This is a genomic window from uncultured Granulicatella sp., from assembly GCF_963545075.1.
In the GTDB taxonomy this organism is placed as follows: domain Bacteria; phylum Bacillota; class Bacilli; order Lactobacillales; family Aerococcaceae; genus Granulicatella.
This window is the reverse complement of record NZ_CAUUHX010000044.1, coordinates 1-16,053: the sequence shown is the minus strand read 5'-3', so window position 1 is coordinate 16,053 and position 16,053 is coordinate 1. Positions and strand designations below refer to the sequence as shown.

General features: G+C 33.6%; 12 protein-coding genes and 1 pseudogene. 2 read left to right on the top strand and 11 right to left on the bottom strand.

Annotated elements, in window-relative coordinates; all coding sequences use genetic code 11:
- Positions 1-81: 81 nt before the first annotated feature.
- From RWZ86_RS06575 to RWZ86_RS06525, 11 genes are all read right to left on the bottom strand, one after another.
- On the bottom strand, positions 82-1,830 hold the full coding sequence (locus RWZ86_RS06575; RefSeq protein ID WP_314680719.1) for an ABC transporter ATP-binding protein: 1,749 nt from the start codon (positions 1,828-1,830) through the stop codon (positions 82-84).
- Positions 1,824-3,575 (bottom strand): ABC transporter ATP-binding protein, encoded by a 1,752-nt coding sequence (locus RWZ86_RS06570; RefSeq protein ID WP_314680718.1) that lies wholly within the window; start codon positions 3,573-3,575, stop codon positions 1,824-1,826. The genes RWZ86_RS06575 and RWZ86_RS06570 overlap by 7 nt, the downstream gene beginning before the upstream one ends.
- A gap of 330 nt (positions 3,576-3,905) precedes the next feature.
- On the bottom strand, positions 3,906-4,976 hold the full coding sequence (locus RWZ86_RS06565) for a hypothetical protein (protein WP_314680717.1): 1,071 nt from the start codon (positions 4,974-4,976) through the stop codon (positions 3,906-3,908).
- 142 nt (positions 4,977-5,118) lie between these two features.
- Entirely contained in the window at positions 5,119-6,066 is a 948-nt protein-coding gene (arcC, locus tag RWZ86_RS06560) for a carbamate kinase (protein WP_314076884.1), read from the bottom strand.
- Positions 6,067-6,104: 38 nt separating this feature from the next.
- Positions 6,105-7,445 (bottom strand): dipeptidase, encoded by a 1,341-nt coding sequence (locus RWZ86_RS06555; protein WP_314680716.1) that lies wholly within the window; start codon positions 7,443-7,445, stop codon positions 6,105-6,107.
- A 69-nt stretch (positions 7,446-7,514) separates the two neighbouring features.
- Positions 7,515-9,056: a YfcC family protein gene (locus tag RWZ86_RS06550; RefSeq protein WP_314680715.1), complete on the bottom strand. Its 1,542-nt coding sequence runs from the start codon at positions 9,054-9,056 to the stop codon at positions 7,515-7,517.
- A 90-nt stretch (positions 9,057-9,146) separates the two neighbouring features.
- Positions 9,147-10,160, bottom strand: a complete 1,014-nt coding sequence (gene argF, locus RWZ86_RS06545) for an ornithine carbamoyltransferase (RefSeq protein ID WP_314680714.1) — start codon at positions 10,158-10,160, stop codon at positions 9,147-9,149.
- 66 nt (positions 10,161-10,226) lie between these two features.
- The gene (gene arcA / locus RWZ86_RS06540; RefSeq protein WP_314680720.1) at positions 10,227-11,447 is read right to left on the bottom strand and encodes an arginine deiminase; all 1,221 of its coding nucleotides are present in this window, start codon (positions 11,445-11,447) and stop codon (positions 10,227-10,229) included.
- Between the two features lie 544 nt (positions 11,448-11,991).
- Positions 11,992-12,312 carry a hypothetical protein gene (locus RWZ86_RS06535; protein ID WP_314680713.1) on the bottom strand — a complete coding sequence of 107 codons (321 nt, stop codon included), beginning with the start codon at positions 12,310-12,312 and terminating at the stop codon, positions 11,992-11,994.
- 231 nt (positions 12,313-12,543) lie between these two features.
- Entirely contained in the window at positions 12,544-13,281 is a 738-nt protein-coding gene (locus RWZ86_RS06530) for a prepilin peptidase (RefSeq protein ID WP_314680712.1), read from the bottom strand.
- An 88-nt stretch (positions 13,282-13,369) separates the two neighbouring features.
- The gene (locus RWZ86_RS06525; protein ID WP_314680711.1) at positions 13,370-14,545 is read right to left on the bottom strand and encodes an AI-2E family transporter; all 1,176 of its coding nucleotides are present in this window, start codon (positions 14,543-14,545) and stop codon (positions 13,370-13,372) included.
- Between the two features lie 139 nt (positions 14,546-14,684).
- Between RWZ86_RS06525 and RWZ86_RS06520 the strand changes: the two genes are divergently transcribed.
- A complete protein-coding gene (locus RWZ86_RS06520) occupies positions 14,685-15,689 on the top strand; it encodes a lactonase family protein (RefSeq protein ID WP_314680710.1) in 1,005 nt (334 codons plus the stop codon).
- Positions 15,690-15,848: 159 nt separating this feature from the next.
- A pseudogene (locus tag RWZ86_RS06515) lies at positions 15,849-16,053 on the top strand (IS1182 family transposase); the annotation flags it as partial.

Here is a 16,053-nt window from a genome sequence, read left to right as displayed (position 1 = left end):
TTCGAGACCTTAGGCTCGAATTTTAGGCATGAGATTCGCTTTAGCGAAGCTGCTGCCGTACATTGCTACAGTATAAGAAGCCTAATTCTTTTCCGTCTGCATGCGGTACATCTGCGCGTACACTCCGTCTTTTTCGACCAATCTTGCGTGATCCCCCTGTTCAATAATCTCACCCTTATCCAACACGAAAATCTTATCCGCATGCACAATCGTAGACAAACGATGCGCAATCATAACTGTCGTACGATCCTTCGACAGAACTTCCATTGCCTGCTGAATCATCCCTTCCGTTTGCGTATCCACATGAGAAGTTGCTTCATCCAACACTAAAATCGTTGGATTAAACGCTAACGCTCTCGCAAAAGAAATCAACTGACGTTCCCCAGACGAATACTCCGCCCCTTTATCTTGAATCGGAGTATTCAATCCTTCTTCAGAACGCTCTAAAATATGCTGACCACCCACTTGAATTAACGCATTTTCCATCACTTCAGTGGTAATTGCTGGATTCTCCATTCCAATATTACTTCCTAATGTTCCAGCAAATAAATACGGATCTTGTAGTACAATCCCCATCTTCTCACGCACTTTACGTTGATTCGATAACGCAATATTTTGATGATCAATCCAAATTTCTCCATCTGTTGGATCATAAAATCTAAATAACAAATTCATAATCGTCGATTTCCCGGAACCAGTATGCCCTACAAAAGCAACAGTTTCCCCCGCTTCAATCGTGAAGGAAATATTTTTCAATACAGGAGTTTTTCCATCATAAGAGAAAGATACATTTTTAAATTCTACTTTCCCATCTTCCATGACAAAATCAGCAGCTCCTGATTTCTCGATTGGTGTTTCCATTAATTCAATCACTCGACCACCTGCTGCAAAAGCATGTTGCAATCCCGCAAAAATTTGTACTAAATTATCAATCGGATCATAGAGACGATTAATATAGTCCACAATTGCATAAATAAATCCAGCCGTTAATCCTAATGTTCCTCCTAAATATTTCACACTTAAATATAAAACGGCAAACATTAGAGTAACATTTCTTAGGAACCCGACGACACTCCAAGCTAAGAAAGACTCTACCTTTAATTCTTCAAGACCAATTCCTTTCCACTCTTGAACAATCTCTTCATACTCTTTATTCACTAGTTTTTCTTGTTGAAACACTTGAATAATAGACATTCCTTGAATGATTTCATTTAATTTCCCATTCATATTACTAAAGCTCTCACGAAGAGGCCCTGTAAAAGCTCCTGCCTTTTTACTAAACACTACTTGCCATAAAAGAATGGCTGGAATGACTAATAATAAAGCAGCCCCTAATCGAATATTAAGAGAAAAAATAACGACATAAATTCCAACAATAATGATAATGCTATTTAACACATTGGCAGTTGCGGCAACAAAGAAATTTTGACGAACAACTTCTGTATCATTCGTAATTTTTGACACAACTTTTCCTGCTGGCAATGAATCAAAATAACGAATCGGTAAATGTTGAATTTTATCAAACAATTCATCTCTTAAACGTTTTGTTAAACGATTAGACATTATACTTAAAATAAATCGTCCAAAATAAGCGGATAACGCTGAAATAAGCAATAAGCCAAAATAGACTGCGGCAAATTGAGTAATCTGCCCCCAATTAATAACTCCAGAATTTTCTGATGGTGTAATCACCAAATCAATAAATTGCTTTGCAACAATTGGAGCATACACTCCTGAAGCTGAAGCAAGTAATAATAAAATAAATCCAATGAAAAAGGAACGTTTTTCATAACGAATATAACTTAATAACCAAACAATTGTTTTTAGCATTCTTCGCTCACCTCTCCTTCTTCTAATTCTTGTTTCAAGTATTGTTCATAATACCAGCCTTTTTGTTCAAGTAACTCTTCATGAGTTCCTCTTGCCACAATCTGACCCTCTTCAAATACTAAAATGCAATCTGCATGTCGAATTGCAGATAATCGATGCGCCGTAATAATATTTGTTTGAGAATTTCTTTCAGATTTCAGATGATCCACAATTTGGTTTTCTGTTTTAGCATCAACAGCTGATAAAGCATCATCGAGTAATAAAATTTCAGAATTTCTGAGTAAAGTACGTGCAATGGATAATCTTTGTTTTTGCCCACCACTCAATGTAATTCCTTTTTCACCAATCATTGTTTCCAATTGTTCTGGCATTCGACGAATATCTTCTGCTATGGCGGCTTGTTCCAGCACATCCCACACAACGACTTCTGTTACTTCTTTATTAGCCAATTTCAAGTTTTCTAAAATACTTTTAGAAAATAACACATGTTCTTGTGGTACATACGCCATTAAAGCATCCACTGATTGACGTTTCCAATGAATCAAATCCTTCTGATTCAATAAAACTGTTTCATTTTGATAAGGATATTGATGCAAGAACTGTTTTAGGAAGGTCGTTTTTCCGGAACCCGTTTTTCCAACAATCCCAATCGTTTGTCCTTTTTTAATACTGACTGAAATATTTTTCAATGTTCGACTTTCTTCACCAGGATAAGTAAAGGAGAAATTTTCGAATCGAATTTCTTCGAATTGTCCTAATTCTTCCTGTCCATCTTCTTCTAAATCATCACTTGTTTCGTATAATTCAAAAATTCTTTCAAACGAAACTTTTCCTTGTTGAACCATTACGACAAGATCTCCAATTAAATACAATGGAAAGACTAATAATCCGATATAAATTGGAAACGACACTAAACTCCCTAATAAAATTTTTCCTTCTTGAACAAGTCCTCCACCATAAATCAACCCAATCAGCATACAAATTCCTACAACTACTTGTGCTAATGGAATAAATAACATTCCCAATTTAGCTACTTCAATATTTTTTTGAAGTGAATCTTCCGTTTTATTTTGGAAAATTTGACTCATTCTATCTTCTTGACCATAAGCTCGAATAACATACGTTCCATCAATCATTTCTAATACTTCCGCATTCATATCAGAAATAGCCTTTTGAGCATCCCCATACACTATTTCAATTTTATCCGTTAATCGATAAAGTGCATAGGCTAATACTGGCATTGGTAAAACTGAAATCAACGTCAACTCCCACCATACATTCATCACCATATTCGACAACACCGATAAAGTAATAAAGAATGCATTTAGAAAAGCATATACTCCAAATCCTATTAAAGTCCCAATTGTCTCAAGGTCTTCACTTGAACGAGTTACAATATCTCCAACTCTAAATTTTGTATAAAATGGTGCTTTTTTCCATAATAATTGCTTCATCGTTCCTAATCTTAAATTGGTAATATAGTCAAAACGCGCAAACCATATCCAATACATTAATACAGAATCCAACACATAAACTCCTACTAATGATAGGAAAAAGAATCCTATATATCCCAAAAGTTGTGATTGTGTCAATGATTGATCTACAATCGCATTGACAATTTGTCCTAATATTTTTGCAGGAACGACTAATAAATAACTATTTAAAATCGCACTACATACAATAACGACATATCTCACCCAGTGCTTTTTAAAATAAACGCCTAGGTGTTTCATAATGACTTTCATATATCCTCCTTACTCCCACAGAAATTTGACAAAAAAAGACTAGTTTCGTATCCATAAATACACAACTAGTCCCTCCACTTTTATCTTTGAAAAAAAGCTAACTACCTACTACAGCAGACAGTTAGCCTCATTTCGCAAAACCAAAAATAATTAAAGTGAGTATATTAATACATTGTCATATTCTGTAAGGAGATTTTAGTTGTTTTGTTCAATTGTTGATGTTTTCCATTTAAGTTGTTCATTACAACTACCTCCTTCATATTATTTATTAAACACTTTTGCTTAACACATTCATCGTACACCTAAATAAGATATTTTGCAAGTGAATTTTTACACGGTTATACCATATAAATTTAAAAATGATACAAGTCTTTCTTCAGGTGTTAGTCGATTAAATGTTGGTAAGTTATCTACTTGCTTAATTTTAATCGACATTCTTTTCGCTAATGGGCTTAAGACATTACTTAAGTAAACTCCAAATAATCCCGAAACTAATATTGTTGTTGGTTTAAATTGAAATTCTGCAAACATTTCTAAAAATTCTTTTTGAATTGCTTTTGGATCAATGGTATGTAATAACTTTGTATATGCGACGGCATCCTTATCCGCCATTTCAATAACAAATGGAATATTTTGTTTCATTATTTCCGAACTTACTAATTCCTGAACCCCAATTCTAACTTGCATCGAAACATTCACTGTAGCTTCAATTCTCTCCATAAATTTAGCAAACTCAAATTCAGAAATTTGTAATTCAGCTGGTGTATTTGAAACATAATATTGATATTTTGGAATATCTTTTAATGCCAACATTTTTTCTTGTTGAACATAATTGACCTCTTTTGTACGTTGATTAAACGTAAATACTGGGTAAGTTTGATAATAGTTTTTTTGTTGTTTATTCCAAACTGCCTCTAATTTTTCAAGATTTCCTTCTTGTAAAACTAGTGAAAATACTTGTTCGACAAATTTTCTATTTTGATTCGTTACAGCTGTACTTTTTCCAATATTTTCTTCTACAAAATTTAAAATATTCGGTAATACTTCAAAATTCTCAACTTCAATTCCTAATCTTTCCATTCTTTGAATCTCAGTATCATAAATAATCGATTTCTTATCAAAACGAATTTGAATGCCTTTTGATAACCATTGTAAATCCAATTCTGATTGACGAGTCGCTCTCTCTAATCGACATTTCTTTTCAATAGTTGTTACAAATGCTAATTCTTCTTCATTTTTTAATAGTTGAATTACTAAACCTTTAGTATGATTCTTTTCAAATTGAAATACGAATTTTGTTTCACCTTTTAATGTTCTAAAAACAACATGCCCTTTTTTTGATGAAATCTTATTTAATTCTTGCTCTAATTGCAAGGCTAATTCATACATTGATGAAGCCATCTAATCCTTCTCTCTTTAATAAATTTCCTACTCATATTACCATAATTCAACTGAAATATCATTGTATTTATGAAATTAATTGCATAAAAAAGGATTAACGGTCTATTCCGTCAATCCTTTTATCGCTTAATCTCTAATAAAATTAGCCAGCAACAACTTGTGTACCGCCATCACCTTTTAATACTTCAGCAATATTTTCTAATGAAGTAATGATAGCTTTACCTTGTGGATAGTTTTCAACGAAGGCGATTGCTGCTTCAACTTTTGGTAACATTGAACCAGGAGCAAATTGGTTTTCTCCAATATATTTTTTCAATTCGCTAGTTGTTACAGTTTCTAATTTTTGTTGATCTGGTTTATTGAAGTTTACATATACATTGTCAACACCTGTTAACACGATAAATAAATCTGCTCCAACTAATTCAGATAATGTTTGACTTGCGAAGTCTTTATCGATAACTGCTTCAACACCTGTTAAGAATTTAGTTTCTGGGTCTTCAACAACTGGGATACCTCCCCCACCTGCTGTAATGACAACAGTTCCTGTAGCAATTAAGTTTTTAACTGTGTTTACTTCTTTAATTCCAACTGGTTTTGGTGATGGAACTACTTTACGGTAACCACGACCTGCATCTTCTTTAAATGTTGCACCTGTAGCTGCTGCTTGTTCTTTAGCTTCTTCTTCTGTTAAGAATGGTCCAATTGGTTTAGTTGGATTTGAGAATGCTGGGTCATCTTTTGAAACGATTACTTGTGTTACTACTGCAGCTACATCTTTTTTAATGCCACGTGCTTGTAATTCATTCACTAATGCATTTTGTAACCAGAATCCGATTGATCCTTCTGTCATCGCAACACATGTATCTAATGGCATTGCTGGATTTTTTTCTGAATCAGCTGCTGCTTGTTGTAATAATAAGTTACCAACTTGTGGTCCATTACCGTGAGTAACTACTAATTCATCGCCATTTTCAATGAATTGTACTAAATATTTTGCTGTTTGAATTAATGCTTCTTGTTGTGCTTTTGCTGAAGCATCTGATGATAAAATTGCGTTACCGCCTAACGCTACTACGATTTTACGTGACATTTTTATAAACTCCTTTATGATTGAATTTCAATCGAATACTATTTTTTACCAGCTAATCGATATACTGCTTCTGCATAAATATCCATCGAATCAAATATATCTCTTAACGACATTTTTTCATTTTCCATATGGAATGTAATTGGTGAATCTGGGAATACTGCTCCATAAGCGACACAATTTTTCATTGTACGAGCAAATGTTGCGCCACCTGAAGATTGTGGTAAATGAGTTGTATCGCCAGTTTTTTCTTGGTATACAGCCATTAATGTATCAACTAGTACGCTATCTAATGGTACATACAATGGTCCTAAGTAATCAAACTCTTCATATTCTAATCCAAATTCTTTTGCTTTTTCAGATAGAGTTTTGACAATTTCTTCTTTATCTGCTAATACTGGAATTCGGATATCAATACGAATTTCTGATTTTTCTGGCGTAATCGTCAATCCTGCGACATTGAATGTTAAACCACCCGATGGTTCATCTTCAATTTTCCCTAAAATACTACTACCTGTAGCATCTTCTCCAACTACTTCTGCAATAAATGCTAATGTTGAATGATCAACAACTGAGTGAAGTCCCTTAACTAAGCGAACTAATGCATTCACACCAAGAGGTGCATCTTTTGCATGTTTAGAAACTCCAAGGACAGTTACTTCATCCTCTTGCGTTTCATATTCAAAATTAAACGAAGATAATTTCTCTACTACTTGAGAGAAATACTCTCCCTTATAAGACGCTTTACCTGGTACTACATTGAAAGCATCTCCTGAATGAAAGTCTAAAGCGTCGCTTCCAGGTCCATGCAATTTCACTTGTAATAAACCTTTTTCAGCATATGTTAATGGGAACTCCGCATCAGGTGCAAATCCCATTGTTGCTACTTCTTCTAACTCGCCATAACGAGCTAAACAGCGCCATAATGTTTCTTCGTCAGTCCCAAAAATGAATCGAATACGTTTGTCAAATTCCACTCCTGCATCCATTAATGCTTTTACCGCATATAAAGCTGCCATTGAAGGTCCTTTGTCATCTTGAGTCCCTCTTCCATAAAGGTAACCATCTTTTAAAACTGCTTCAAACGGTGGCGTGTCCCAATTATTCAAATCCCCTGCCGGAACAACATCCAAGTGACATAAAATTGCTAAAGACTCTTCGCCACTTCCTACTTCAGCATATCCATAATATCCTTTAGGATCAATGTAAGTTCTAAAGCCAAGTTCACGACATAGAGCCAACGCATCTTCTAATGCGAACTGAATATCTTTTCCAAAAGGAGTGTCTCCTTCACCTTCATTTAGGACAGAAGGAATACGAACCAATCGTTTAATCGATTCAATACATTCTTCTTTGTGTTTTTCTGTAATAAATGTGCTCATCGTATCCTCCTTAAGAATAAGAAATCCCCCCTAAAATCGAGGGGAGTTCTTTTAAAGTTATTTTACTAATTAAATATTAATGAATGTTCCTAAGATTAATAATAGGATTGAAACGCCCATTACAATACCTACTAATTTAGCAACAAATTTCCACCAAGTTGTAATTTCGATACGTCCTAATGCTAATGCACCCATTACAATACCTGAAGTTGGTGATAGTAAGTTTAGTACCCCATTTGCTGATTGGAAAGCAGTAATTACTAATGATTGAGATACATTTACGAATTCTCCTAAAGGAGCTAAGATACCAATTGTAGCACCTGCTAAACCTGAAGAAGATGGAATTAAGAATGATAATGGTAAGTAGAAGATGTATGTTAATACAATAAATACTTGAGCTGATAAACCTGATAATGTATTTTCACCGAAGTTTAAGATTGTAGCAGTAATCATACCATCATTCATAATTACTTGAATACCACGAGCTAATGCAACAATTAAAGCAACACCTAGTAAATCAGTAACACCATTAATAAATACTTCAAGGAATTTTTCTTCTTTCATTCTATAAGTAATTCCTACTAAGACAGCCATCATCAAGAATAACATTGTAATTTCAGGGAAGTACCATTCACCTAATGGTGCTGATTGACCAAACACTTGACCCACTAATGGTAGGCCAACAATAAATTTATTCACATCTTCGAATACATGAATATTGAATTTAGCCCATGGAATTAAACTTAAAATCATAACAACAAATGTTAATACAAATACTGTTAATACAGCTTTTTGTTTTCCACTTAATTCAGCATCTGTTTGTTCAACATTGAAGTAAGTTAAGTCAGCTTCACGAGTTGCAAATGTGTAAGATTTAGATGCATCTTTCTCAACTTTACTTGCATAGTTATATACATAAAATGCTGAAATTGCCCACATTACAACGAAGAAGATTAAACGTAACCCAATACCTTCTGCAACACTAATACCTGCTGCATCAGAAGCAACACCTGTAGCAAATGGGTTAACTGTTGAAGCTAAACATCCGATTTGAGAACCAACTAATACAATTGCTACCCCAGTAATTGTATCAAAACCTACTGCTAACATAACTGGTACGATTAATGGATAGAATGCCATTGTTTCTTCACCCATACCATAAGTTGTTCCACCTAATGCGAATAAGAACATTAATACAGGAATTAACGCTTTTTCGCGTCCTTTATATTTACGAACAATAGAGGCAATCCCTACGTCAAGTGCACCTGTTTCAGTGACAACTCCTAAGAATCCGCCTACCATTAAAATGAAGAATGAAACTTGAATTGCACCTTCTGTTTTAATTCCAATTTCATTTGGTTGACCTTCATTTAATTTATGATCACGTCCTAACATACCATAAACTGGAGCCATTACAACATCATAGAACCCTTGAGGGTTTGAATCAACTTGTTGATAAGTACCAGCGATTAAATTTCCATCTTCTGTTTTATCATATTGTCCAGCTGGAATAATCCATGTAAATAAAGCCATAATTGCAATAATAATGAATAAAACCGTATATGAAGAAGGCATTTTGAAACCTTTTTTCTCAGCTACTTGTTCAGCCATAATAATATCCTCCATCTATTTATAAAAAAGGCCATTCTAGTTCTGATTCAACATCAGAACCAGAATGGCTTTCTATGTTACTTTTTGTTATTAAACTTTGTTTACAAATAAGTTACCTGCAGTTAAAGCCATGATTGCTTTAATTGAGTGCATACGGTTTTCAGCTTGATCGAATTGACGAGCATATTTACTACGGAATACTTCATCAGTAATTTCCATTTCTTTAATACCGAATTCTTCAGCAATTTTCTTACCGTATTCTGTTTCAGTGTCATGGAAAGCAGGTAAGCAGTGTAATACGATTAAATCTTCGTTTTCAGCTTTACGTACTAAGTCCATGTTAATTTGGTAAGGTTGTAATAAGTTTACACGTTCAGTGAATTTGTCCTCTTCACCCATTGATACCCATACGTCTGTGTATAATACATCTGCACCTTTAACTGCTTTTTCAGCATCATCTGTAATTAATACACGAGCTCCGCTTTCTTTAGCATATCCTTCAGCTAAAGCTACCACTTCTGGTTCTGGGAATAATTCTTTTGGAGAGAAGATATGAACGTTCACACCTAAAATTGCTCCTGTTACTAATAAGCTGTTTGCAACGTTGTTACGTCCGTCACCACAGTAAACTAATGTTAACCCTTCTAATTTACCAAAGTTTTCTTTAACAGTTAAGTAGTCAGCAATCATTTGTGTTGGATGCCATGCATCTGTTAAACCATTCCATACAGGAACGCCGGCATATTTTGCTAAATCTTCACAGACTTGTTGGCTGAATCCACGGAATTCAATCCCATCAAACATACGGCCTAAAACTTTAGCAGTATCTTCCACTGATTCTTTTTTACCTAATTGGATATCGTTTTTACCTAAATATTCTGGGTGAGCACCTAAGTCGATTGCTGCAGTTGTGAAAGCTGCACGAGTACGAGTAGATGTTTTTTCGAATAATAAGGCAATGTTTTTACCTTCTAGGAATTTATGTGGAACACCACGTTTTTTCAAATCTTTAACGTGCGCTGAGAAGTCGATTAAATATTCGATTTCTGCACGAGAAAAATCTTTTTCTTTTAAAAAGCTACGGCCTTGGAACACTTGTGTCATATTTGGAATGACTCCTTTCAAAATTGTAATTCTAAATTAATTATATCATAAAGATTCTTATTTATATTATAAATTTTCACGTTCAAATGGCATTGACATACAACGTGGGCCACCACGACCACGAACTAATTCACTTCCGCGAATCTTGTGTAATTTAATACCATATTTTTCTAGGATTGCATTTGTTACAACGTTACGGTCATATACAACTACTTCTCCTGGTGCAATTGTTAATGTATTAGATCCATCATTCCATTGTTCACGAGCAGCTTCTACTGGGTCGCCTCCACCACAAGGAATTAATGTTACAGAAGGTACACCTAATGCTTTTGCTAATACATTTTCTAATTTATCTTCAGTTAATTCAATATTAAGCGCACCATTTTCTCCTTTTGTAATAGAGAATACTTTTAATCCGCCTTGAATTTCTGGATGGATAGTGAATTTATCATAATCGATATGTGTAAATACAGTATCTAAATGCATGAATTTACGGTTTTCACCAATTACGAATGCTAATACTTGTTTGAAATCAGTTTCAGCAAATAATTTTTGAGCAATTTTTTCAATTGAACGAGCATCTGTACGTTGAGAAATACCTACAGCTAATACTTCTTTAGAAAGAACTAACTCATCTCCACCTTCGATACGAGTATCTTCAGTACGGTTGTAGAAGAATGGAACTTTTCCATTTCCGTATACTGGGTGATAAGTGAAAATATATTTACCATAAATTGTTTCACGGTTACGTGTATCTGCATACATGTGGTTTAATGAAACACCGTTTGCCATTGTAGCAAATGGGTCACGTGTGAAGTATAAGTTTGGCATTGGATCTACTACAAATGGATAATCAGTTTCGTACATACCTGCTAAAGTTGTAGCTTCTGCTTGAACTTCAGTTTTACGGAAACCTTCCATAGTTTTTAATACCAAGTCAAATGTTTTTAATGATAGTAAGTGATCTTTAATTGCTTTTTGAGAAGCAACACTTGCTACACCTGCTTCAGATAACCATTCGTCTACGAATTCTTCGCGAACGCCACCAGCATCAATTGCTTCAGCTGCTAATTGTTCTAAGTATAAAACTTCTACTCCAGCGTTACGAAGAGTTTCTGCAAATGCATCATGTTCTTTTTGAGCATCTTCTAAATATGGAATATCATCGAATAATAAACGTTCTAGATAGTCTGGCATCAAATTTTCTAACTCTTTACCTGGGCGATGCAAACAAACTTTCTTTAAGCGTCCAATTTCAGAAAATACGTGAATTGGGTTTGACATAATAGCCACCATCCTAATTAAAAATTTGAACAGTTATGAATTCATAGCTTAGGAAATAGAACGATAAGTTGATCGGGCTTATTTTTAAGTACCACTTCCTCATGCACCTATCTTAACGCCGATTGTATTCGTTTTCAAGTTAGTTTTTAGTTAAAATAATTTCTTATACTTTTATTTTCTTTTTTGAATTAAAGATAATTTTTTCACTTACCTTTTTCATTTCCTTTCATTTCATTTTCGTAAATTTTTAGTAGTTTGTAAGCCTTTAAGTCTTTAAAGATTTCTCTTTTAAACTATGATTTTCACAAGAAAATCATTTCTTATTGTGAAATATTTTTTCATGTTGTTTTTTTGCATCTTTTATTATTGAAAATTTTTATTTTTTATAACTTATTTTTTTATGTTTTTAACCATTTTCTAATTTTTTGTTAGATATTCTATCTTTACCTTTTCTATTTACTGTTTTTTCATTCATTTTGATTTATTCTCTTGGAATTTATATACAAAAAAGACGATAACTTATTCTATCGCCTTTTCACTCTTAAATTTATTTTCGATCATCAATTTTACGAATAAAACTTCCTAATAAATTTCCAACTAGAGAAATCACTCCATATACTCCTATATAAATACTAGCTGTTTCATTGTAAAAAATAAAAATTGTTGGAATAAAAAGTACCATCACTAAAATGGAATACACTAAAGAAAATAAATATTTTATACCGTATACAATAGCACACAAAAAACACACGAGAGGAAACAGTATACATAACACTAACATATCACTTTCTCGATCGATTAAAGGTAATCCATAAAAAGTTAACGCAATGATTAGTAGATAAGCGAATTGATTTTTTATTTTCTTCATATACTTCACTCCTAATTTTTGATTGTTCTTTTTTGTTAAGGTTATCCGTTTTATAACTATTTGTAAATGGAGTATATCATTTAATGCTTCAAGAGTTTTTAGCTAAATTCTAAAAAGATTTCATTCTTTCTTTTTGATTCATCTTTTTCCGATAAAGATTACGTGGTATATTCTATCATTATTTATAGTGTCACATTAATCGCTTCATTCCATTTTTCTCCCACTTCATCCTCACCACCCAAACCATTCCACACCTAAGTTCATCACTAGTAACTGCGCTATTACAATAAATGGAACAAATGCGACTCTTTCTATTCGCTCTTTTTTAACAAGCAACAACAAACCTAATACTCCTCCACCAACGACAAACGAAAGTAAGCCAATCAGTACAATTTCTTTGACGGGATACCACAAGGCAACAGTCGCTAAGTAATAACAATCCCCCAGTCCAAATACTTCTTCCTTCCATAGTAAATACCCTACTATATAAATTCCTCCATAAAAAATCACTGCCACTACCGTTGATAGAAAGTATACATTTTCTAATGAGTTCCACAACCCAATTATAATATGAAGCAATCCTACTATCGCTAAGCCTTTCGGATAGATTACTTGCTCTTGCAAATCCGTTAAACTACACAAAATAGCTAGACTTCCCAACAACCACAGATCCAGTAATCCCATCCATTCTCTTCCATTCCAGATTCCTGTCATGAGCATGAATATACAACCTGATACAACTTCCACAACCCAATAACGAGGTGAAATATCTCTTCCACAATAACGACATTTCCCCCTTAACCATATCCATGACAAAACAGGTATCAAATCTTTCCAACTTAATTCGTGCAAGCAGTCCACACAATGAGAATGCCCTCTTATAAAATCCTCTTCCTTTTGCAATCTTAATACGACTACATTTAAGAAACTTCCAATACAACAACCAACTACAAAACTCCAAATCCACACAAAAAAGCACTCCTTTCGATGCAAGCTTACGTTATTTTCCTTCTATAATATAACTATGCTTTTTTTCGAAAAAAATGCTTTTTTATTGTTAATTTTCTATTATAATTTCTTCTTTTTCAGTATCTTCCTTATATAAGCCTGAATATTCTTTATACCAATCAAATATATGAGTAACAATCACTTTCAAGACTGCATAACCAGGAACTCCTAATAAGAGCCCTACTAAACCAAAGATTTTACCTGTTGATAGTAATACTACTAAAATAGTAACTGGGTGAATTTGTAATGAGTTTCCTAAAATTAATGGAGAAACAATTCTTCCCTCTAAAGTTTGCTCAATAACAAAGACGATAAATACTTGAACAAACATCCAAGGTGAAATAACAAAACCAACGATTAACGCAGGTAAAATCCCGAAGAATGAGCCCACATATGGAATCACATTTAATGCACCCGCTAAAATCGCAATGGTTACACCATAAGGTAACCCGATAATAGCATATCCAATCGAGAACATAATTGCTACCGCAATCGCAACCGTTAATTGACCTCGAATATAGGAACTAATTTGTTGATTCATTTCCGTTAACACAATACTCATACGTTTGCGAGTTCGAGTTGGAAATACTTTAAGGATTCCTGGTAGAATTTTTTCCCCATCTTGTAATAAGTAGAATAGAAGAATTGGCATTGTAATAATTCCAATCATAAATTCTCCAACTGCTCCAACAACATTTCCAATTCCGCTAAACGTAATATTCAATAGTCCATTAACTCTTGTTCCTAATGATTGTAAGAAATCCATATTAATTCCATTTAATTGTTCTTGAACTGTTGAAAATGTATTACTTTGTACCACACGTTCCACTTGTTCACTAATAATTCTGTAATATATTGGCAATTGAGTCACTAATTCTCTTAATTGTTTCTCTACAATTGGAATAAAGCTAAAAATCGCTGCTAATAATAGGACAATCAATAGAATAAAATTCAACAGTATCGCTACTGATTTATGAACTCCTTTTTTCACTAAAAAATCTTGAATCGGTTTAACCATATAAAATAAAATTCCGGCACCTACCATTGGAAACCCAATAATCGAGAAAAATCCCTTTAACGGAGAAAAAATATACGAGATTTTAGTGAAGACAAAAATATTAATGAGTAGAAGTAAAATAATTAATAATGTACTCACTAGTTGATTATTTAAAAACCATTTCCAAAACCATGATTTCGTTGAAGTTGTTTGTTCTGTTTCTTCCATTAAAGGCACCTCGTTTTCTAAAATTTAGTTCTAGTGTATCATATTTTCCTCTAAATAAAAATTTTTGAGAAGGAATTTTTTATTTTTTTTAAGAACCGTGCTACTATATTCTAAATGATACATTAAGGAGTTGATTGATATGACTGAAAAATTCTATTTAGGTACTTATACCAAACGTCTGAGTAAAGGAATTTATTCTATTCAATTAGATACTGAACAAAAACAATTTTCAAATTTAACTTTAGAAGCAGAAATCGAAAATCCAACTTATCTTGCTTTAAATGCTGACCATTCACTACTAGCAGCAGTTTCAAAAGAAGAAACGGGTGGTATTACTGTATTTAACACAACACGAGCAGAAACATTAACAAAAGTTTCTCACTATCATGATACAACAGCAGTTCCTTGCTATATTGCATTTAATAAAGAATCGAATCATTTATTAGCGGCTAATTATCACGAAGGACATGTTTCTTCCTACAAATTCGATGCAGCAGTGACATTAGTGGACCGAGTTATTCATCCTTCACTTGATGAGAAGCAACCTCACGTTCATTATACGGACTATACTCCTGATGAAAAATGGATTGTAGTCTGTGATTTAGGAAGTGACATTGTAGCTACTTATCAACAAGATGGAGAAAAACTTCAACGTGTTTCTACTTATAATAGTAGAAAAGGAGCAGGTCCACGTCATTTAGCTTTCCATCCTACCCTTCCAATTGCTTATTTAATTTGTGAACTCAACGCAAGTATCGAAGTATTATCATATGATGCTGAAACTGGAAGCTTTACGTTTATCGAACAACACTTATTAACAACAGCAGAACAACAAGCATGGGGTGGTGCAATTCATCTAACAAAAAATGGAAAATTCCTATATGCAAGCAACCGTGGTTATGATCGCATTTATGTATTCCAAGTACAAGAAGAAACAGGTTTACTAACTGTCGTAGCTGATTATGATACTTTTGGAAGTGTCCCACGTGATTTCCACTTAAGTAAGGATGAACGGTTTGTAGTCATTGGACATCAAGAATCTGATAATTTAACTCTTTATGAACGTGACAGCAAAACAGGAACCTTAACCCTTTGTCAAAAAGACTTCTTCGCTCCAGAAGTAGTTTGCGTCATTCCGTTTTAAACAACAAGAGACTGGGCAAAAAGTCTCAAAAATTGAAGAAAGCACTATAAAATTCTGAAACAGGATTTTATAGTGCTTTTTAGTCTTATAAATTAAACATAGGAGTCTACCTCTGTTATAATAAGTTTGAACGAAATAAAATAAGAAAGGGTGACTCCTATGTACAAAAATTATACCACACCAACAGATACTTTAGAACTAAATTTTACATTAACCGTCCCTAAAAACCACATTGCTCAACTCATTAATCAGTTTGTAGATTCTATTCCAGATTCTATTATCTTTCCTAATACAACATCAAAAATGGGGAGACCTGCTCATCATCCTCGTATGTTATTAAAAATGATTCTTTTTGCGTATACTC

What these genes read in the sequence shown, in the direction of transcription:
- RWZ86_RS06575 (WP_314680719.1), bottom strand. Translation starts at nt 1,830, where the DNA reads ATGCTAAAAACAATTGTTTGGTTATTAAGTTATATTCGTTATGAAAAA.
- RWZ86_RS06570 (WP_314680718.1), bottom strand. Translation starts at nt 3,575, where the DNA reads ATGAAAGTCATTATGAAACACCTAGGCGTTTATTTTAAAAAGCACTGG.
- RWZ86_RS06565 (WP_314680717.1), bottom strand. Translation starts at nt 4,976, where the DNA reads ATGGCTTCATCAATGTATGAATTAGCCTTGCAATTAGAGCAAGAATTA.
- arcC (WP_314076884.1), bottom strand. Translation starts at nt 6,066, where the DNA reads ATGTCACGTAAAATCGTAGTAGCGTTAGGCGGTAACGCAATTTTATCA.
- RWZ86_RS06555 (WP_314680716.1), bottom strand. Translation starts at nt 7,445, where the DNA reads ATGAGCACATTTATTACAGAAAAACACAAAGAAGAATGTATTGAATCG.
- RWZ86_RS06550 (WP_314680715.1), bottom strand. Translation starts at nt 9,056, where the DNA reads ATGGCTGAACAAGTAGCTGAGAAAAAAGGTTTCAAAATGCCTTCTTCA.
- argF (WP_314680714.1), bottom strand. Translation starts at nt 10,160, where the DNA reads ATGACACAAGTGTTCCAAGGCCGTAGCTTTTTAAAAGAAAAAGATTTT.
- RWZ86_RS06535 (WP_314680713.1), bottom strand. Translation starts at nt 12,312, where the DNA reads ATGAAGAAAATAAAAAATCAATTCGCTTATCTACTAATCATTGCGTTA.
- RWZ86_RS06525 (WP_314680711.1), bottom strand. Translation starts at nt 14,545, where the DNA reads ATGGAAGAAACAGAACAAACAACTTCAACGAAATCATGGTTTTGGAAA.
- RWZ86_RS06520 (WP_314680710.1), top strand. Translation starts at nt 14,685, where the DNA reads ATGACTGAAAAATTCTATTTAGGTACTTATACCAAACGTCTGAGTAAA.